Below are 19,098 nucleotides of genomic sequence, written 5' to 3' on the forward strand. Positions count from 1 at the left end.
ATTATAAAAAAGGATTAGCCACACAGACTAATCCTTTTTTATTTTCTAAAACAGTGATAAGGAATAGAATTACATGTCTTTCTTAATAAAAAAAATCTTAACTAATCTTGCATGGCAAATATTAATTGCCTTGATTTTAGGTGTAGCTGTTGGTGCTTTTCTATATGAACTAGCGGATCCTAATCATGCGTTACATTCATATTACCAATTTTCAATTGTTAATATTTTTCAACCAGCAGGTGATATCTTTATTCGTTTAATTAAGATGATTGTTTTACCAATTATTCTTAGTACACTGACATTAGGTATTGCTGGAATTGGTGGATCTAAACGTTTAGGAACATTAGGATTTAAAACCATTCTTTATTTCGAAATCATTACAACAATTGCTATTTTATTAGGCCTTTTATGGGGTAATGTTTTTGCACCGGGTGCAGGTATTGACTCTTCAACTTTGGCTACAACTGATATTAGTAAATATACTAAAGCAGCCGAAGAGTTAAGTGGCAAACCTCACGGTTTGATTGTCATGATCTTAGATATGATTCCAGCAAATATATTTAAAGCAATGACTGATGGTGCAGTTTTACCGGTTATTTTCTTCTGTGTATTTTTTGGTTTAGGTTTAATGTCTTTACCAGATAAACAACGCGAACCATTTGTGTTCTTCTTGAAAGTAGTTTCAGATACTATGTTTAAAGTGACCAATATGATTATGCGTTATGCTCCAATTGGTGTATTTGCATTAATTACCGTAACCGTTGCTAAATATGGCTTTGCTTCTTTACTACCGCTATTAAAACTGATTTTAACTGTATATTCTGCAATGATCATTTTTACATTATTGATATTAGGTGCAGTTTGTAAACTATGTAAGTTCAATATCTTTACCTTATTAAAAATATTGAAGGAAGAATTAGTTATTGCTTTTTCTACAGCAAGTTCAGAAACAGCATTACCAAAAATCATTGAAAAGATGGAGGCCTATGGAGCACCAAAAGCGATCACAAGCTTTGTTATTCCTACTGGATATTCATTTAATCTTGATGGTTCAACATTATACCAAAGTATCACGGTCATCTTCTTAGCACAGCTATTTGGTATGGATTTAAGTATCTTAGATCAAATTATCATTGTAATAACATTAATGATTGCATCAAAAGGAATTGCTGGAGTGCCAGGCGCTTCAATTTTAGTATTATCAGCAACACTTGGTAGTGTTGGTATTCCACTTGAAGGTATCGGTTATATTATGGGTGTTGAACGAATTTTAGATATGGGTAGAACAGTTGTTAATGTTGTGGGTAACGCATTAGCGGCAATTGTTATTGCGCGTTGGGAACATGTCTTTGATGATAAAAAGGCAAGAGCCTATGAGCAAGAATATTTAAAATAGAAATTTACTCTAAAAAGCTTCAGGTAAATGAAGCTTTTTTATACATCTAATTTAATAAATTTAATGGTGAGATTATTCAAAATATAAAAAAACCCAGCTTAAGCTGGGTTTTTTATTGCTAGATAAAACTATTTAATTTTAGCTTCTTTATAAACAACATGCTGACGAACAACAGGATCATATTTTTTGATCTCCATTTTTTCAGGCATGGTTCTTTTGTTTTTGCTAGTGGTATAAAAATGACCGGTACCAGCAGAAGAAACTAATCTAATTTTTTCACGTACACCTTTAGCCATGATATGGTTTCCTTATTAGTACTTTTCACCACGGGCACGAAGTTCAGCTAAAACTGCATCAATACCCTTTTTATCGATAGTACGCATACCTTTAGCTGATACACGCAATTTTACAAAACGTTTTTCACTCTCAATCCAGAAACGGTGAGTTTGAAGGTTTGGTAGAAAACGACGTTTAGTAGCATTCATCGCATGAGAACGATTATTTCCCACTAAAGGACCTTTTCCTGTTACTTGGCATACTCGTGACATGTCAATAATTCTCCAAAATTTCTATGCTTAAGCCTAGGGCGTAATATGTTAATGGAATTAACCTCGTCAGGCTTTTAGTTCGCTGCAGTTCTTTTGAGAAGCAGTCTCACCTCTCACACTACACCCATAATAATGAGGTAGCGAAGTATACGCTTTTACTGGCAAATTCTCAAGCATTATCTTATTTATGCTTAAAAATAAGTTTCTAATTGAAAAAAATAAATATACCGAGAGTTGTTATTATTAATAAAACTATTATATCGTAGCTTATGTTGAGTTGTGCAATATAAAACTATTTAATTTTATAATAAATATGTTTTAATACTATTGAATTCAGATATTATCTGTTAGGCCTAATTTTCTTACTTTCAAGGAGATAGTATGAGTCAGTTCACGCCATACAGTATCTATGGCATTATCGGTTATCCATTAGGGCATAGTATGAGCCCACTTATTCATACAACATCATTCCAAGATTATGGTATTCCTGCCGTATTGGTACCATTTCCTACACCACCCGAAGATATTGCTACTTTATTTAAATCAGTAAGATTACTTAATATTCGTGGTTTATGTGTCACTATTCCACATAAGCAAACTATTATTCCTTATTTAGATGAAGTTACCGAACACGTCAAAAAAGCGGGAGCTGCTAACTTAGTTTATTGGGATGGTGACAAACTTTGCGGTGATAACACTGATATTATTGGTTTTATGCAACCATTAGCACAAAAAAAACTACCTGCTGAGTATAAGAAGGTTTTACTACTTGGCGCTGGTGGTGCGGCTAGGGCTGCGGTTGTTGGTTTACAAGACCTTGGTTATCATGACATTACAGTAACGGATATTGTTACTGATCTTCCAGAGGCATTGGCTAAAGAATTTAATCTTAAAACGGTTGCATGGGAAGATAGAGATAAAGTTGAAGCGCAAATTATTATCAATTCTACCCCATTAGGTATGCAAGGCAAATTTGAAGATCAGACACCTTACGAACAAGCTTGGTTTAAAGGTAAAGGGATTGCATACGATATAGTATATACACCATACAATACCAAATTTAGACAAGAAGCAGAAAAAGCCGGATGGGAATCGATTTCTGGTCGAGAAATGTTTATTGGTCAAGCAAATGCCCAATTTAAAATTTGGACCGGCAAAGATCTTTCTGAGAAAGCAAAACAAGCTGTAATTGATGCCTTAGCAGGAAAATAAAATTATAAATAGCCTCGCTCTCATTTTATGAGAGCGATATTTTAAGATTTTAGGTATTTAATCATCATTTTAAATATTTATGGAAGCAATAAAGTAACCATGTTTAATAAATTTAAAATTGATTAAAAAGGAGTAGTTATGACTAATTTAGAATTACAAGCGTATCGCCGATTTTTAATGTTAAAAGTGTCAGAAGCCAGTGAATACATTGGTAAGACTGATGTCGAAACATGGCGTGAGTGGGAAAACGGTTCATTGCCTATTCCTGAAAATGTGGCAATAGCTATGAAAGAATTAAAATCTTTTCGCAACGAGAAAATAAAACTGATTATAAACAGCATTAATGACCGTGTAGGTAGTAACACCATTCGTTATTTTATGAGTTATCCAGAATTCAAAAAAGTTAACCCTGACTTAGATGTTTTGCAATGGCGATTACATCAATCGATTGCCACTGAACTCTATTTTAGAGGGTTAGAAAAATTGTGTTAATGACTATATTTGACACATAGGCTATGATTAAAATTGAATGTGTAATAAATTATTTACAGTTATTTTTTATTATATTTATTTAAATCATATTGTTACGATGATGTTAAATTAGACTGTAAAAAAATATTGCAAAAAGTTAAATGAATCTCTAGCATAGATAACTTATTTCCAGATCTGTATATTTAAAAGGACCCACAATGAAGAAAACAATTTTTTTAGTTGGTGCAAGAGCCGCTGGCAAAACAACAATGGGTAAAATGTTAGCCAATAAGTTATCATTTTCTTTTATTGATACAGATTGTCATTTACTCGAAACAACGCAAAAAACTGTAGCGGAAATTGTTGAAAAAGAAGGCTGGGAAGGGTTTCGAGCTAGAGAAAGCCAAGTGCTTATTGAGACAGCTAAACCCAATAGAGTTATTGCAACTGGTGGTGGCATGGTACTGGCTGAGCAAAATCGTCAGTTTATGAAACAGCATGGCACAGTTATTTTTCTTTCAGCTCCAGCTGCGACATTAGCGGCACGTTTGATGAAAGATCCAAATGTAGCGCAGAGACCATCATTGACGGGTATGTCGATATCCGATGAGATGGAGAAAGTGCTTGCTGAACGCTTACCTCTATATCACGATGCCGCTCATCATGTTGTTAATGTTGACCAAGACGAAAATTTAATTCTTACTGAAATATTAGAAAAATTGCAAAATAATTAATCAAATAGCCATTTTTTTATTTAAATATAAATTATTTGCCTCGGCATAATGTTAGTACATCAATTTGTAATTTAAACAATCTACATATCATAAATTTAATAATTTTGAAGATTCTTGAATTACAGCAAATAAAATAGTCTATTAATAGTAAGTAATTGATATATATTACTTTCAGATAGTAGTGAACACTTGTATATTAATTGCGATTGCGTTTTTTAAGTCGCTTAAACTAGTTAAATTAATATTGGAGTTTTACACATGGATAATCAAAGAGTCAATTCTTATGGGATTGCTGGCTCTATATATGCTAATTACATAATACAAAGTATTGCTTTAATTGTTATTATGCAGTTCGCAGAAGGCATTTCAAAACAGCTTAATACCGATGTAAATGTCGGTCTTGGCTATGTTGCATCAGGAATCGGTATTGGAAAAATTTTATTAATGTTTGTCGGTGGAATGCTATCTGATAAATTTGGACGAAAATTGTTTATCTATTTAGGTATGGCTTGTTATATTATCTTTTTCGTCAGTATGCCATTTTGTCATGATATAGATATTGCGTTTTGTTTAGCTATTGCCATCGGTATAGGTAACTCTTTCTTAGATACAGGGTCTATGCCTGCATTAACTGAATGTTTTCCTCGCTCATCTGGTTCGGCAAGTGTTTTGATTAAAGCTTTTATCTCAATGGGAAGTTTTATTCTGCCACTAATTGTTGGATTATTTTATAAATACGATATTTGGTATGGATGGGCATTTTTAGGTTTTACTGCCTATCTAATTATTAATGCAATTAATTTGCTACCAAAAAAATTTCCACCTAAAGATACCAGAATTAAAGGTAATCAAGGTTCTGATGATTACTTTATTCGTAAACCAAATTTTGCTTTTGAAGGCATTTTATTGATAATTATGGGATTCACAACCACCGCAACCTTTGTGATTATTTGGCAATGGCTACCTGCGATTGCAATTAAGGCGGTTAATATGCCATCAATTGAAGCTAAACAGCTTATTAGCTTTTATAGTTCTGCTTCAATCGTTTCTGTCTTTATCACTGCTTTTATAGTGAAAAAATTCTTGAAACCAATTTATTGTATTTTTATCTTACCTGCAATGTCATCATTGGTTTTACTATTATTTTATTTTGACCTATCGCCATTAATGTGTTTAATCACCGCAATCGGGATGGGATTTTTTGCTGCTGGAGGTGTTTTACAATTAACCTTAGTTGTGATGCAACAAATGTTTCCAACTCGCAAAGGGCTTGCTGTGGGTTGTATGTATACTTTCAGTGGCCTGTCTTTCTTTATTATCCCGAGAGTTATCCCTGAATTGGCCGAAATTAATGTTAGTTATGCTATCTTAGCTGATTTGATAATGGCCGTAATGAGTACCTTACTAGGACTAATTGTTTACTGCAGATTTATTAAAGTTATTGATATGAAGAAGATTTAAATGTGAATCACTCGAATAACTAAAATAATTACTGAGCCGTCTTAATGACGGCTCTTGTCTATAAGCATTGTTAATAAATTAATGTTTTGTCAATTCCTAGCTAATTTAACAAAAGTTTTTTCCTACGTCAGTATCGAACTTTAGCTTGTTGAACTTATCAAAAAAGACTTGCTATTAACTAAAAAATAAATAAAAATACAAAAAATATGAATAAATATTCATTTTGGTGGTGATAAGATGAAAGAAAGAACAACTGAATTGGTTGATGGTTTAAGGCATTCGGTACCTTATATTAATGCTCATCAAGGAAAAACTTTCGTTATTTTATTAACAGGTGCAGTGCTAAAGAGTCATAATTATGCAAGTATTATTAGTGACATTGGTTTATTGCATAGTTTAGGCATTAAATTGGTTATTGTGAATGGTGCTCGTAACCAAATAGATGAATCACTCAAAAGTCATAATATCCAACCTAGATATCATAAAAATACTCGAATTACTGATGCAGCAACTTTAGACATTGTTAAACAGGTGACCGGATTATTACAGCTCAATATAACAGCAAGTTTATCAATGAGCTTAAATAATACGCCGTTACAAGGTGCACATATCAATGTTGTTAGCGGTAATTTTGTTATTGCACAGCCATTAGGTGTTGATGACGGAGTGGATTATTGTCACACTGGGAAAATTCGGCGAATTAACAATGAGGCAATTGATGAACAATTGAACCGAGGATCAATTGTATTATTAGGGCCTGTAGGGGTATCAGTTACTGGTGAAAGTTTTAACTTATCGTCCGAAGATGTTGCCGCTGAAGTTGCTATTCGCCTTAAAGCTGAGAAATTAGTAAGCTTTTGTGCTGAGCAAGGTGTGCTTGATGAAAACAATCATGTTATTACCGATCTGTTTCCGATTGATGCCGATAATTACGTTAATAACAAAGAGCAAAGTGGTAAGCATTTATCTAGTGAAGCGCGTTTTTTACGTGCTGCATCAAAAGCATGTCGCAATGGTGTGCGTCGTAGCCATTTAGTCAGTTATCTAGTGGATGGTTCTATTCTGCAAGAACTATTTTCTCGTGATGGTATTGGAACTCAAGTGTCAATGGAACATTCAGAACAAGTCCGTACCGCAACGATAAATGATATCGGTGGTATTTTAGAATTAATCCGTCCACTTGAAGAACAAGGTATTTTGGTTAAACGCTCAAGAGAACAGTTAGAAATTGAAATTGATAAATTTACCATTATTGAGCGTGATAATATGACGATTGGCTGTGCAGCTCTTTATCCATATCCGGAAGAAAAAATGGGCGAAATGGCTTGTGTAGCTATTCATCCTCAATACCGAAACTCGTCACGCGGTGATCTATTATTAGAAAAAATTGCAGAAACGGCTCACAATTTGGGGTTAGAAAAGATCTTTGTGTTGACTACTCGTAGTATTCACTGGTTTCGTGAAAAAGGCTTTAATCCAGCTGAAGTCGATGACCTGCCTATTAAAAAGAAACAACTTTATAATTATCAAAGAAATTCGAAAATTTTAATGTTTGATTTAGTTTAACTATATCAAGTTTAAAAAGTCCAATTTATTCAAGTTGGACTTTTTTATTTTGACTAAATATAAGATGGCCTAATTATTAATTTAAGGTAAACGATGGCTATATCAATAAACTATCAATATGATTCTATGTAGAAGGTAAAAAATTGCTTATTATTTATGGAAGAAATAGCATTATTGAAAATAGAAAAGATAAGCAAGATTAAAGGGGGATGAATACTATTGTTGACCCACTTTAAATATAACAATTCGCATTTTGCAAAATTTGTAACGTAAATGATTTTTTTAAATAAAATCCTCGTGGACGCGTTAATATAATTTGGCCGTTTTCACCAATAGCTTCAGTCAAAGCTTTTCCATTAGCTGCTTTAGGACGGATCTGTAGATAAGTGCCATAACGGGCAGTAATCTTTTCAACCTGACCAAGTACAATCATATCCATCAACTCTTGCCAATCTTGTTTAAGTTGTTGCTCTTGTTGTTCAGTTGGTGTCCATAATATGGGGTGGCCAACTTTTCTCTGGGCTAGCGGTATACTTCGTTCACCTTCAATAGGGATCCACAGAACTTTACTTAGTTTATATTTCACATGGCTTGTTTCCCAAATTATACCATGATTAGCCATTAAAGGGAGGACACTGACAAAAGTAGTTTCGAGTGGTTTACCTTGTTTGTTAACTGGAATGGTTTTTAATTCGATACCTAAATTAGCAAAATCACGTTCGGCTTTACTACCAGCATTAGCACCTAAAAAAGTTTCAATTAAATTACCTACCCATCCTTTTTGTTTATTAAGATTAGCTGGAATAGCAATATTTAAATAGTTAGCGATCTCACCGAAACTATAACCTGCAGCGAGTCTGGCTCGGTTTAATAATTCTTGTTCATTGCAAGGTTGGAAATTTTTCATTTAATCTGTTTTAAATAACTTTTATCATATCCACAACTAATTATATTGGCTGTGGATATTAAAATAAATCATTATTAACTTAGTTTTTCAACCCAATTAGCATAACCATTAATGATCAATGAAAGAAATGCTTTAGTTTTTTCACTAATATTACCATTTTCATCAAAAGCACTGTTAATATTACCAATATAAGCTTCTGGTTGTTGTAGTGTTGGCATATCAAGAAAAACGAATGATTGTCGTAATTGATGGTTTGCACCAAAACCACCAATAGCACCTTGAGAGACAGAAACTACCGCAGCTGGTTTTTGCGACCAAACACTTTTACCATAAGGGCGAGAACCCACATCTAAAGCATTTTTAATCACTGCCGGCAAGCCTCGATTATACTCTGGTGTCACAAATATAACACCATCACAATTGGCAATTTGTTGACGAAAACGTTCATAAGATTTGGGTGGTGAATCTACATCAATATCTTCGTTATAAAACGGTAAATCACCAATCTCAATAATATTTAAAGAAAGTGATTGTGGCGCTATCTGTTGTAATACTTTTGCGACTTTTAAATTATAGGAATCTTTACGTAAACTACCAACAAGTACAGCAATTTTTTTACTCATTTGTAATTCTCCCTTATTCAAAAGATAAAGAGACACAATATGTGTCTCTTATTCGGGATGATCACTCATCGCCACTAGATTTTAGTGACCAGAAGAGTCCAATTTACGGCCTGTTTCAAATAAGAACCATGCGCGTTTTTCAGTTTGATCTATCCATTCTTCAATTAAACTTGCTGTTGCCGAGTCATTATATTTATCACAAATATCATGGGCTACACGCATACGAGTAGTAAGTTTAATATTATCTTGGCAGAGTTCAGCTATCATATCCGATGGTTCAACAAAATCAGCATCGTTATCAGAGATACTCTGTAATTTTGAAATATGACCAATTGAACGTAGAGTTGTACCGCCTAATTTCCGGACACGTTCAGCAATTGGATCAGTCATTGCAAATAATTCTTCTCCATGATCATCTAACATTAAATGATAATCACGAAAATGAGGACCACTTACATGCCAATGAAAGTTTTTGGTTTTTAAATATAAAGCAAATACATCTGCTAATACAGAGTTCATGGCACCGGAAATATCTTTTGATGCCTTTTGACCTAAATCAGTTGGAAACAAAATCGCTGCTTGTTGTAGCTTTTTTGCCGAAGTCGTACTTTTAGCCATATTAGATTCTCCTGTTAATTGAAAAGTAAAATAACTTTGTAATATCAAATTACGCCAACTCATCAGTAAAAAACAGTCATTATTAACTATTGCTGTTATATCAATAGTCTATGGATAAATTAATCAAAAAAATATTTACTAAATCGTTAAAAATCAATTTCAAAATAATAATTAATTTTGCAAATTATGATCAAATTAAAGCCATTTTAAATCATTTATAGCATCAATATTTTTATAAATTAGATAATTAAATTTATTTGTTAAACTAATATTTGTTGACTTACTTTAACTCTGAATGACAATCTTGACTGATGCTATTTACTATTTTTAAAAATCTAAAATCATGAGATAAGCAAAATAATTATAAATATATAAATCAAAAAAATTGAGGAAAGGGGTTTTTAGCCTGAAATTATTGGTTAAATTTGGTAACAAACGCTACATTTTTACTATTATATTAAAATTGTTCTAAATTGTTACCAGTTTTTTTACTAAATAGCGTAATGGAATTTTCGAGTATATGTTTTTGGGAAAGTCGTTATTATTTAATCTTTTAAATAATAACGACCCAAATCATTTTTAATGATAAAAATTAAAACAATAATCTTGCTCGAATTGTACCTGTAACACTTTTCAGCTTAATTAATAACTCTTCGGCTTTATTTTGTTCAACTCTATCAATATCAATAACGACATAACCTATTTTAGCATCAGTTTGTAGATATTGGGCAGAAATATTTAGACCTTGTTCAGCAAATAATGTATTGATAGCCGTTAATACCCCAGGTTGATTATGGTGAATATTGATAAAACGGCTTGAACCTTTTGCTGGAATCGGTAATGAAGCTTCAGGGAAGTTAACCGCTGAAAGGGTTGCACCAGTATCGGAATATTTCGCTAATTTAGTTGCAACCTCAATACCGATATTTTCTTGTGCTTCACTGGTTGAACCGCCAATATGAGGAGTAATAATAACATTATCAAATTTACATAAAGGTGATTCAAAAGGATCATTATTGGTAGCAGGTTCCGTTGGGAAAACGTCAATTGCAGCACCGCTTAGTTTATTGGTTTCTAAAGCTTGTGTTAGCGCTTCGATATCAATCACGCTACCACGTGATGCATTGAGCAATATTGCACCTGTTTTCATCATATCAATTTCAGGCTGGCTAATCATTTTAATTGTGGTTGGATTTTCTGGAACATGCATACTGACAATATCACTGATAGCAAGTAATTCTCGCATTGTTGGAATTTGTTTGGCATTTCCTAGTGATAATTTGGTTTCAATATCATAAAAAAAGACATTCATTCCTAATGATTCAGCTAATACACTCAATTGGCTACCAATATGACCATAACCAATGATACCTAAATTTTTACCTCGAGCTTCGTGCGAACCTGTGGCTAGTTTATTCCATTTACCCTGATGGGCTTTAGCGTTAGCTTCAGGTACTCGGCGAAGTAATAATATTGCTTCAGCTAATACCAGCTCTGCTACAGAGCGAGTATTTGAAAATGGCGCATTAAAAACCGGAATACCTTTAACCGTCGCTGCGTCAAGTTCAACTTGATTAGTGCCAATACAAAAACAACCAATACCGGCTAATTTTGGCGCTGCATCGATGATCTCTTTAGTTAAATGGGTTCTGGAACGAATACCAATAAATCTGGCATCTTTTAAAGCTGTTTCAAGCTCAGATTTCGATAGTGCCCCCTTATGATACTCAATGTTATTAAAGCCCGCCGATTTAAGTGTTTCAACTGCGCTAGGGTGGATACCTTCAAGTAATATAAACTTGTTTTCGTCTTTCGTTAATGCCTGAACAGCCATTTATTCCTCTCTATGCTTAATATTTTAATTGATTGTAAACACAAAATTATCCATCAAAAATGCAATCTTTTATTTTGTTAATTCTTTTACACCAGAACTAGTACCGACTAAGGCAATATCAGCCCCTTTATTGGCAAATAATCCAACAGTAACTACTCCAGCAATGCTGTTAATACGATTTTCCAGTTCTATTGGCTTGGCAATAACAAGATCATGAACATCTAAAATGACATTACCATTATCGGTAATAACACCTTGGCGATAAATTGGTTTGCCACCAAGTTTGAACAATTCTCTAGCAACATAAGAACGAGCCATAGGAATGACTTCTACTGGTAAAGGAAATTTGCCAAGGACATCGACAACTTTAGATTCATCAACGATACAAATAAACTGCTTAGCTAAAGCTGATACGATTTTTTCACGGGTTAGTGCTGCTCCACCACCTTTAATCATTTGCATATGATGATTAATTTCGTCGGCACCATCGACATAAATATCTAAGCTATCTACTTCATTACAGTCTAATACAGGAATTCCATAGCTTTTTAATTTTTCAGTTGATGCTTCTGAACTAGAGACAGTTCCTTTTATCTGATCTTTTATTGTCGCAAGTGCATCAATAAAATGCGCCGCAGTAGACCCAGTTCCAACGCCAACTAATGAATCAGGCTTAACATATTTTAGCGCTGACCAGCCTACAGCCTTTTTTAGTTCATCTTGTGTCATGATATCACCGTATGTAAATATGATTTTGATCAAAAAAATTTTAAAATTTTAAAAGCAAAATTGTTCAATATATGGCATAGTAACCAATTGGAAAGCAAAAATCATTAGTATTTTAAGAAAATCTATAAAGTTTTAGATCGATTTCAAATTTTTTGCAAAATAAAAATAGCTTGAATGACCAAGCAAAGATCAAATCATTAGTAAAGAGATTATGAAGCGTCCAGATTATAGAGCATTACAAGCATTAGATGCAGTGATAAAAGAACGAGGATTTGAACGAGCGGCCGATAAATTGTGTATAACACAACCAGCGGTTTCGCAACGTATTAAGCAATTGGAAAGCTTTTTTGGTCAGCAACTATTAGTACGAACTATTCCTCCAAAAGCGACCAAACAAGGCGAACATCTTCTCGGATTATTACATCAAGTCGAATTATTAGAACAGCAATGGTTAGGTGATAATGAACAAAATACTACCCCATTGTCACTATCAATTGCTATTAATGCTGATTCGTTAGCAACATGGTTTTTACCAGCATTAAAACCAGTTCTTGATAAAAATATTTTACGTTTTGATATTCAAGTTAAAGATGAAGAGCATACCTTAGAACTTTTACGTTTAGGTACTGTTGTTGCGGCAATTAGTATTCAACCAAATCCTTTACCAGGATGTTTATCAGATTTATTAGGCGCATTAGATTATATCTTTGTTGCTTCGCCCGAATTTGCAAAAAAATATTTTCCGAATGGGGTAACCCGTTCATCACTTTTAAAAGCACCAGCGGTCGCTTTTGATCACTTAGACGATATGCATCAAGCATTTTTACAGGAAAATTTTAATTTGACACCAGGCAGTGTAATTTGCCATATCACTAGTTCGTCAGAAGCTTTTGTTCAGTTAGCTAAACAAGGTTCTGCATGTTGTATGATTCCTATGTTACAAGTAGAGCAAGAGTTAAAAACAGGGGAATTAGTTAATTTAACTGAAGGTTTATTCCAAAGACGGATGCTGTATTGGCATCGCTTTGCTCCTGAAAGTAGTGTAATGCAAAATATTTCCGAAACGTTAATTCGTTATGCGCAGCGTATATTATCTCAGCCTGCGGAACGAAAATAACTGTCGCATAAACTATTTTTTAGCTAACTAAAATGTCGCTTTAACTATTTTATTACCAACTAGCAAATTTATAGAACTAAAAGATGAGCCAATTGAAAAACGATCGTTACTTACGCGCATTACAGTGTTTGCCGGTAGATTACACGCCAGTTTGGATGATGCGTCAAGCTGGTCGCTATTTGCCTGAATATCGACAGCTTAGAGCAAAAGCCGGCAATTTTATGACAATGTGTCAAACGCCAGAACTCGCATGTGAAGTGACTTTACAACCGTTGCGACGCTTTGAACTTGATGCCGCAATTATCTTTTCTGATATCTTAACCATTCCCGATGCTATGGGACTTGGATTGTATTTTGAAGCTGGTGAAGGCCCCAAATTCGAAAAAACAATTTCTAGTTTGGTAGATATAGAACAATTGCCAATACCCGATCCAGAACAATCACTTAAATATGTGATGGATGCTATTCGTTTAACTAAACAAGAGTTGGCCGGGAAAGTACCCTTAATCGGCTTTTCTGGTAGTCCATGGACATTAGCCACTTATATGATTGAAGGTGGCAGTAGTAAAGCTTTTACTAAAATAAAGAAAATGCTTTATTGCGAACCCAAAGCGTTACATCTATTATTAGAAAAATTGGCTAATAGTGTGGCACTGTATCTAAATGCACAAATTGATGCCGGTGCGCAAGCGATTATGATATTTGATACTTGGGGTGGAGTACTTACCCATCAGAGTTATCGTGAATTTTCTTTGCATTATATGCAATTAATTCTTTCCCAATTAAAGCGTGGTAAGAAAAGTGACAATATTACTTCTTATGTCCCTGTTACGCTATTTACCAAAGGGGGGGGGTTATGGTTGGACACAATTTGTAAATCAGGAAGTGATGCAATAGGTGTTGATTGGACTGTGGATTTGAATCTAATTGCTCAAAAAGGTAATATTGCTGTACAAGGTAATTTAGATCCTTCAATATTGTACGCTAATGAAGAAACCATAGAGTCTCAAGTTGAATCGGTGCTGACTGATTTTGGTCACTATAATGGCCATATTTTTAATTTAGGGCATGGTATTCATCAAGATACACCAATTGAGCATGTACAATATTTAGTAAAAGCAGTACATCAACAGTCCAAAAGGTTCCACTTATGATTAAAAATCCAGTTCAATTAAGAATAGCAAAGTTAGCTATATGGCAACAGCGTTTATTCATGGTTTGCTTATGTGAACGAATGTATCCAAACTTTGTTTATTATTGCTATTTACAACAAGATGAACAATCAGCTGTCGGCTATAAAAAAATTCTTGATTTAATTTGGGAGTCATTATTAGTAGAAAATGTTAAAATCAATTTTGATTTACAACTCGAAAAACTGGAATTGATAATTCCAATCCTCAATGAAGATAGTCCGTATATGGTTTATCCAGCTATTGATGCTTGTCAGGCGCTGAGTGAGATTTTACATTCTTATATCAGTGGTGAAATAGTCGAACATTCGGCTAAAGTAAGTAGTATCTCGGCAACAACGGTAGCTGAATTTGAAATGACAAGGGACAATATTGAACTTTCGGAGCAAGAACAATCGCAATTACCTAGTGTTATTGAAGAGTTTGACTTACAATGGGATATTTTTCGATTATTAAGTAATGAAAACAATGAAATGATTGATCTAATTAAAGGCTTAAAGGAGGATATAAGATCTACTAAAACGAGTAATATTGGTGTTTTTTTGAGCGATTAAATCGCTTGCGGAGTGATTTTTTTAATTTTTATTAAATTTTTCTTTAACATTACACAAATATAGACTACATTTAACAGCAATGTAATCTGAATGATGTTTACAGAAGCAAAATTAAGTGATTAAATTTTGCTAAAAATGTTAACTTTAACAATAAAATAAATATGTAAGGATATCTCCATGAATAAAACAGAACTTGTAGATGCTATCGCTAGTAAAGCTGATATTACTAAAGTTGCCGCTAAAACAGCGTTAGAAGCAACTCTTGCTGCTATCACTGAATCACTAAAAGCTGGTGAGCCGGTTCAACTAGTTGGTTTTGGTACATTTAAAGTTAATGCTCGTAAAGCTCGTACTGGTCGTAATCCAAAAACTGGTAAAGAAATTAAAATTGCAGCAAGCAAAGTACCAGCATTTGTTTCTGGTAAAAGCTTAAAAGAAGCAATCAAATAATTATTGTTTGCTTTTTTCCTATCATTATTGATAGGGTAGCATCAAAGGCCATACATGGATAAGTTATGGCCTTGTTGTTAATATATCAAGTTCTCTTCTTTTTTGTTCTCTAGCCTATTAATTTTTCATAATTATTATCAATCTTTATCAATTCAATGGTTATTTAAGTGGTCAATTTGCTAAATTTGGCATTCAATAGATTGGCTAAATCATATGGGGATACTTCGATTTCTAATCCTCGTTTGCCACCTGAAACTAACATTGTCTGGTACTGTTTAGCACTAATATCAATCAGTGTCGGTAATAATTTTTTTTGACCCAAAGGACTGATTCCACCCACTACATAACCAGTCGTTTTTTGTGCTAAATGTGGATCAGCCAACTCAATTTTTTTACAATCTAGTATTTTAGCAACTTGTTTTAGATCTAAAGAACAATCAACAGGCAGAACACAAACTGCCAATGTCTTATTATCACCATTGATGCTCACGATTAAGGTTTTAAATATTTGACCGGTAACAATATTAAGTTCTAATCCAAGTTTATTGGCAGCTTCTTGACCATAACGAGTCTGATCGGCATCGTGCTGATATTGATGAATATTAAATTTTATTTTCTGATTTTTTAGTAATCTAATGGCTGGCGTCATAATAATAACCGTAACATAAAGATTTTCGGTGAGAATTAGAAATTAATAATCCCTATTAAATTTTATTAATAGGGATTAATGATAATTAAGAAATTATTAGTTTGTCATTATCGTCTAATTTTGTCGATTCAATACTATTATTTACGCTGTATAAACGATAAAAGAAGCTAAATATAAAGAAATCAGCAAACACAGCTAGTGAGGTAGATATAACATCAATAACAATATTTTTTCCTAATAAAGAACTTATACCACTCAGTATTCCAGTAAAAATAACGCTGATTAAAATCATTAAAACAGGCGCTTTCCAATTTTGGAAGAAAAACTTGTGGCAGGCACTAAATCTTTGAAAAAAAGGCATCGAGTTAGGTTGTGCTGCTGAAACGAGAAAATAATTAAAAATCGACTTATAAATTACTAAAGCGGTGCAACCTATCATCAATATTAATAGTAATGATACCATTTGGGGTAGAAGCAATCCTATTATGCTAAGGACCAGTAAGAATACAATAACGATAGGAATACAAATTAACATATATAAAACAGAAAAACCAAGTATATTCAGGCATATTGATAGTATTCGCGAGAATATTAAACTTGGATTAAGTTTGTTACTCATTGATAAATTACTGATAATGCTCAATATGATTGAAACCAAAACTACATTCACCAAATATAGAACTAGGAGGGATTGCATAACATAATTGGTGACCATACCGAATTGATTAAATAATTCTAAATCTACCAATAGGCGTTCGAGATCAATTACACAATTTATAATTAGGGTATTAATTAACCCAAGTACAATACTTGATATCGCTATTAGAGAAAATCGATTACGGATAAAGTTAATCGTTTGTTGAAAAATAGCAGTAAATGAAAGGTCTCTTTGTGAATCCATCATGTTTCCTTCTATGTGGTAATACAAGTATTACCACGGAGTATAAATTCAATTTAATAATTATGATTGTAATAATGAAATATCGGCAACTTTTAAAAATAAATTTTGTAATTTCTTTAAAAGAGCCAATCGGTTTAGTTTAATTTTTTCATCATCAACCATTACCATAACTTTTTCAAAAAAGGTATCTATAGGTGCTTTAAGTGATGCTAATTCAACTAAAGCCTGTTGATATTGTCCCTTAGTAAAATAAGGAGCTAACTTATCTGTTAATACCGCTATTTGCATCGCTAATTCGCCTTCAGCGCCAGCTTCAAGCAATGAAGCGTTAATATTTTCAGGAATAGTATCTGCGATCTTCGATAAAATATTTGATACTCGCTTATTAGCCTCAGCTAATGAAGACGCTTCTGGCAACGTTCTAAAATGTGTTACAGCATTGACACGGGCATCAAAATCAGCTGGTCTGGTTGGATTGATGGCGAGTACTGCTTGAATCGTATCGATAGCAAATCCTTTTTCTTGATACCAAGCTCGGAATCGACCTTGCATAAAGTTGACAATGTCATCAACAACATTTTGGTTAGTTAATTTATCGCCATATAATGATGTGGCAAAATTAGCTAATTCAACTAAATCAATAGGTAAATCTTTTTCAACAATAATGCGTAATACACCAATAGCTGCACGACGAAGCGCAAAAGGATCTTTATCTCCTTTTGGATGTTGTCCAATACCAAAAATACCCGCTAGTGTATCCATTTTCTCAGCAATTGAGACAGCGCTAGCAACTGCTGTACCTGGTAACTCATCTCCAGAAAAACGTGGTTTGTATTGTTCTTCAATAGCTGTGGCAACTTCGATACTTTCACCATCTTTAATCGCTAAGTATCGTCCCATAATGCCTTGAGTTTCAGGAAATTCAAATACAGTATTGGTGACTAAATCACATTTAGTTAATTTTCCTGCTCGTTTGGCTTGTTCAACATTAGCTCCAGTTTTTTCAGCAATAAAACCAGATAAGGCTTCAATACGGAGTGCTTTATCTTTAACTGTACCTAGTTGTTGTTGGAACAAAACCGTTTCAAGGCGAGGAAGACGATCTTCTAGGCTTTGTTTCAAGTCTGTTTTATAAAAGAATTCAGCATCTGCTAAACGTGGACGAACGACTTTTTCATTCCCAGAAATAACAACTTGCGGGTCTTTGGATTCAATATTGGCAACAAAAATGAAATTTGGTAACAATTTTCCTTGTTTGTCATAAACAGGGAAATATTTTTGATCACCTTTCATAGTGTATACCAATGATTCAGCTGGAACCGCTAAAAATCTTTCTTCAAATTTAGCAGTCAATACCACCGGCCATTCAACTAATGATGAAACTTCTTCAAGTAAGCTTTCAGTTAAATCTGCTTTACCATTTAGTTTAGCAGCTGCTTCTTCAGCTTGCTGTTTAATGATTGATTTTCGCTTGTCATAGTCAGCGACAACTTTTCCGCGTTGCTCAAGAATTTCAGGATATTGGTCAGCATTATCAATAGTAAATTGTTGCTCGCCCATAAAGCGGTGACCACGAATGATTCGGTTTGATTCAATATCTAAAATGATACCAGGTACTAGTTCATCGCCATATAACATCGTGACTGTATGACTAGGTCGAATAAATTCAACTTGACGAGCTGCCCAGCGCATCGGTTTAGGAATCGGCAATTTATTTAGGGCATTTTTAACCATATCACAAAGTAAATTAACAACAGGTTGTCCTTTTTGATTGTGAGTATACGATAGCCATTCGCCTTTATCGGTTTGAATTCGTTCTGCTTGTGATATATCAATTCCACAACCACGAGCCCAACCTTCGGCTGCTTTTGTTGGGTTACCATTTGCATCAAATGCTGCACTGACTGCAGGGCCTCTTTTAACGATTTGGCTATCTGGTTGAGTATCATTTAAATTCAAAACTTTTAACGCTAAACGGCGTGGTGATGCATACCAAAGTACCTCACCGTGTTCTAAATTAGCATTATCAAGTTGTTCAATAAAATTAGCTGCAAAGTTTTCAGCTAAAGAACGGAGCGATTTTGGTGGTAACTCTTCAGTACCGATTTCCACTAAAAATGTTTTTTGCATAATATATC

At 33.7% G+C, this 19,098-nt stretch carries 20 protein-coding genes; 10 read left to right on the forward strand and 10 right to left on the reverse strand.

Annotation, left to right across the window (positions count from 1 at the left end; all coding sequences use genetic code 11):
- Positions 1-85: 85 nt before the first annotated feature.
- Positions 86-1,396 (forward strand): glutamate/aspartate:proton symporter GltP, encoded by a 1,311-nt coding sequence (gene gltP, locus AC5LWZ_RS02865; RefSeq protein ID WP_181414705.1) that lies wholly within the window; start codon positions 86-88, stop codon positions 1,394-1,396.
- Between the two features lie 128 nt (positions 1,397-1,524).
- Here gltP and rpmG read toward each other — a convergent pair whose 3' ends face one another.
- Together rpmG and rpmB are read right to left on the reverse strand one after the other, a co-directional pair.
- Positions 1,525-1,692, reverse strand: coding sequence for a 50S ribosomal protein L33 (gene rpmG / locus AC5LWZ_RS02870; RefSeq protein WP_034884348.1), 168 nt, complete (start codon positions 1,690-1,692; stop codon positions 1,525-1,527).
- A gap of 15 nt (positions 1,693-1,707) precedes the next feature.
- Positions 1,708-1,944, reverse strand: coding sequence for a 50S ribosomal protein L28 (rpmB, locus tag AC5LWZ_RS02875; protein WP_034884345.1), 237 nt, complete (start codon positions 1,942-1,944; stop codon positions 1,708-1,710).
- 381 nt (positions 1,945-2,325) lie between these two features.
- On the opposite strand from rpmB, the gene aroE reads away from it, so the two are divergent.
- The 5 genes from aroE (at position 2,326) to argA (ending at position 7,388) form a co-directional block, all read left to right on the forward strand.
- Positions 2,326-3,156: a shikimate dehydrogenase gene (gene aroE / locus AC5LWZ_RS02880; protein WP_110448655.1), complete on the forward strand. Its 831-nt coding sequence runs from the start codon at positions 2,326-2,328 to the stop codon at positions 3,154-3,156.
- A gap of 138 nt (positions 3,157-3,294) precedes the next feature.
- On the forward strand, positions 3,295-3,648 hold the full coding sequence (locus AC5LWZ_RS02885; RefSeq protein WP_110448656.1) for an Aca2/YdiL-like domain-containing protein: 354 nt from the start codon (positions 3,295-3,297) through the stop codon (positions 3,646-3,648).
- A 197-nt stretch (positions 3,649-3,845) separates the two neighbouring features.
- Complete coding sequence (gene aroL / locus AC5LWZ_RS02890) at positions 3,846-4,361, forward strand: shikimate kinase AroL (RefSeq protein WP_198222052.1); 516 nt, start codon at positions 3,846-3,848, stop codon at positions 4,359-4,361.
- A 258-nt stretch (positions 4,362-4,619) separates the two neighbouring features.
- Complete coding sequence (locus AC5LWZ_RS02895; RefSeq protein ID WP_493463936.1) at positions 4,620-5,822, forward strand: MFS transporter; 1,203 nt, start codon at positions 4,620-4,622, stop codon at positions 5,820-5,822.
- Positions 5,823-6,059: 237 nt separating this feature from the next.
- A complete protein-coding gene (gene argA, locus AC5LWZ_RS02900; protein WP_110448659.1) occupies positions 6,060-7,388 on the forward strand; it encodes an amino-acid N-acetyltransferase in 1,329 nt (442 codons plus the stop codon).
- 232 nt (positions 7,389-7,620) lie between these two features.
- Here the strand turns inward: argA and mutH are convergent, their stop codons facing one another.
- From mutH to rpiA, 5 genes are all read right to left on the reverse strand, one after another.
- A complete protein-coding gene (mutH, locus tag AC5LWZ_RS02905) occupies positions 7,621-8,295 on the reverse strand; it encodes a DNA mismatch repair endonuclease MutH (RefSeq protein ID WP_493463937.1) in 675 nt (224 codons plus the stop codon).
- 74 nt (positions 8,296-8,369) lie between these two features.
- Positions 8,370-8,918, reverse strand: coding sequence for an NADPH-dependent FMN reductase (locus AC5LWZ_RS02910; RefSeq protein ID WP_493463938.1), 549 nt, complete (start codon positions 8,916-8,918; stop codon positions 8,370-8,372).
- Between the two features lie 81 nt (positions 8,919-8,999).
- Complete coding sequence (locus AC5LWZ_RS02915) at positions 9,000-9,536, reverse strand: Dps family protein (protein WP_065578262.1); 537 nt, start codon at positions 9,534-9,536, stop codon at positions 9,000-9,002.
- Positions 9,537-10,128: 592 nt separating this feature from the next.
- A complete protein-coding gene (gene serA / locus AC5LWZ_RS02920; RefSeq protein ID WP_294882456.1) occupies positions 10,129-11,370 on the reverse strand; it encodes a phosphoglycerate dehydrogenase in 1,242 nt (413 codons plus the stop codon).
- A gap of 69 nt (positions 11,371-11,439) precedes the next feature.
- On the reverse strand, positions 11,440-12,099 hold the full coding sequence (gene rpiA / locus AC5LWZ_RS02925) for a ribose-5-phosphate isomerase RpiA (RefSeq protein ID WP_294893214.1): 660 nt from the start codon (positions 12,097-12,099) through the stop codon (positions 11,440-11,442).
- Between the two features lie 211 nt (positions 12,100-12,310).
- Between rpiA and AC5LWZ_RS02930 the strand changes: the two genes are divergently transcribed.
- The 4 genes from AC5LWZ_RS02930 to AC5LWZ_RS02945 all read left to right on the forward strand — a co-directional run bounded on the left by AC5LWZ_RS02930 (position 12,311) and on the right by AC5LWZ_RS02945 (position 15,410).
- Positions 12,311-13,216 carry a LysR family transcriptional regulator ArgP gene (locus tag AC5LWZ_RS02930; RefSeq protein ID WP_065578265.1) on the forward strand — a complete coding sequence of 302 codons (906 nt, stop codon included), beginning with the start codon at positions 12,311-12,313 and terminating at the stop codon, positions 13,214-13,216.
- A gap of 83 nt (positions 13,217-13,299) precedes the next feature.
- Complete coding sequence (gene hemE, locus AC5LWZ_RS02935) at positions 13,300-14,370, forward strand: uroporphyrinogen decarboxylase (protein WP_493463939.1); 1,071 nt, start codon at positions 13,300-13,302, stop codon at positions 14,368-14,370.
- Positions 14,367-14,960 carry a YjaG family protein gene (locus AC5LWZ_RS02940; RefSeq protein ID WP_493463940.1) on the forward strand — a complete coding sequence of 198 codons (594 nt, stop codon included), beginning with the start codon at positions 14,367-14,369 and terminating at the stop codon, positions 14,958-14,960. Before hemE ends, AC5LWZ_RS02940 begins: the two co-directional genes overlap by 4 nt.
- Positions 14,961-15,137: 177 nt before the next feature.
- Positions 15,138-15,410, forward strand: a complete 273-nt coding sequence (locus AC5LWZ_RS02945; protein WP_065558407.1) for an HU family DNA-binding protein — start codon at positions 15,138-15,140, stop codon at positions 15,408-15,410.
- A 163-nt stretch (positions 15,411-15,573) separates the two neighbouring features.
- Here the strand turns inward: AC5LWZ_RS02945 and ybaK are convergent, their stop codons facing one another.
- From ybaK to glyS, 3 genes are all read right to left on the reverse strand, one after another.
- Positions 15,574-16,059 carry a Cys-tRNA(Pro) deacylase gene (gene ybaK, locus AC5LWZ_RS02950; protein ID WP_493463941.1) on the reverse strand — a complete coding sequence of 162 codons (486 nt, stop codon included), beginning with the start codon at positions 16,057-16,059 and terminating at the stop codon, positions 15,574-15,576.
- Positions 16,060-16,144: 85 nt separating this feature from the next.
- On the reverse strand, positions 16,145-16,963 hold the full coding sequence (locus AC5LWZ_RS02955; RefSeq protein ID WP_198223317.1) for a hypothetical protein: 819 nt from the start codon (positions 16,961-16,963) through the stop codon (positions 16,145-16,147).
- Positions 16,964-17,020: 57 nt separating this feature from the next.
- Positions 17,021-19,093 (reverse strand): glycine--tRNA ligase subunit beta, encoded by a 2,073-nt coding sequence (gene glyS / locus AC5LWZ_RS02960; RefSeq protein WP_493464171.1) that lies wholly within the window; start codon positions 19,091-19,093, stop codon positions 17,021-17,023.
- Positions 19,094-19,098: the final 5 nt, after the last annotated feature.

The organism is Gilliamella sp. LMG 34362 (genome assembly GCF_984569125.1).

What these genes read in the sequence shown, in the direction of transcription:
- AC5LWZ_RS02910 (WP_493463938.1), bottom strand. Translation starts at nt 8,918, where the DNA reads ATGAGTAAAAAAATTGCTGTACTTGTTGGTAGTTTACGTAAAGATTCC.
- AC5LWZ_RS02885 (WP_110448656.1), top strand. Translation starts at nt 3,295, where the DNA reads ATGACTAATTTAGAATTACAAGCGTATCGCCGATTTTTAATGTTAAAA.
- hemE (WP_493463939.1), top strand. Translation starts at nt 13,300, where the DNA reads ATGAGCCAATTGAAAAACGATCGTTACTTACGCGCATTACAGTGTTTG.
- ybaK (WP_493463941.1), bottom strand. Translation starts at nt 16,059, where the DNA reads ATGACGCCAGCCATTAGATTACTAAAAAATCAGAAAATAAAATTTAAT.
- aroL (WP_198222052.1), top strand. Translation starts at nt 3,846, where the DNA reads ATGAAGAAAACAATTTTTTTAGTTGGTGCAAGAGCCGCTGGCAAAACA.
- AC5LWZ_RS02955 (WP_198223317.1), bottom strand. Translation starts at nt 16,963, where the DNA reads ATGATGGATTCACAAAGAGACCTTTCATTTACTGCTATTTTTCAACAA.
- aroE (WP_110448655.1), top strand. Translation starts at nt 2,326, where the DNA reads ATGAGTCAGTTCACGCCATACAGTATCTATGGCATTATCGGTTATCCA.
- argA (WP_110448659.1), top strand. Translation starts at nt 6,060, where the DNA reads ATGAAAGAAAGAACAACTGAATTGGTTGATGGTTTAAGGCATTCGGTA.
- rpmG (WP_034884348.1), bottom strand. Translation starts at nt 1,692, where the DNA reads ATGGCTAAAGGTGTACGTGAAAAAATTAGATTAGTTTCTTCTGCTGGT.
- serA (WP_294882456.1), bottom strand. Translation starts at nt 11,370, where the DNA reads ATGGCTGTTCAGGCATTAACGAAAGACGAAAACAAGTTTATATTACTT.
- AC5LWZ_RS02895 (WP_493463936.1), top strand. Translation starts at nt 4,620, where the DNA reads ATGGATAATCAAAGAGTCAATTCTTATGGGATTGCTGGCTCTATATAT.
- rpmB (WP_034884345.1), bottom strand. Translation starts at nt 1,944, where the DNA reads ATGTCACGAGTATGCCAAGTAACAGGAAAAGGTCCTTTAGTGGGAAAT.
- rpiA (WP_294893214.1), bottom strand. Translation starts at nt 12,099, where the DNA reads ATGACACAAGATGAACTAAAAAAGGCTGTAGGCTGGTCAGCGCTAAAA.
- mutH (WP_493463937.1), bottom strand. Translation starts at nt 8,295, where the DNA reads ATGAAAAATTTCCAACCTTGCAATGAACAAGAATTATTAAACCGAGCC.
- AC5LWZ_RS02930 (WP_065578265.1), top strand. Translation starts at nt 12,311, where the DNA reads ATGAAGCGTCCAGATTATAGAGCATTACAAGCATTAGATGCAGTGATA.
- AC5LWZ_RS02940 (WP_493463940.1), top strand. Translation starts at nt 14,367, where the DNA reads ATGATTAAAAATCCAGTTCAATTAAGAATAGCAAAGTTAGCTATATGG.
- AC5LWZ_RS02915 (WP_065578262.1), bottom strand. Translation starts at nt 9,536, where the DNA reads ATGGCTAAAAGTACGACTTCGGCAAAAAAGCTACAACAAGCAGCGATT.
- AC5LWZ_RS02945 (WP_065558407.1), top strand. Translation starts at nt 15,138, where the DNA reads ATGAATAAAACAGAACTTGTAGATGCTATCGCTAGTAAAGCTGATATT.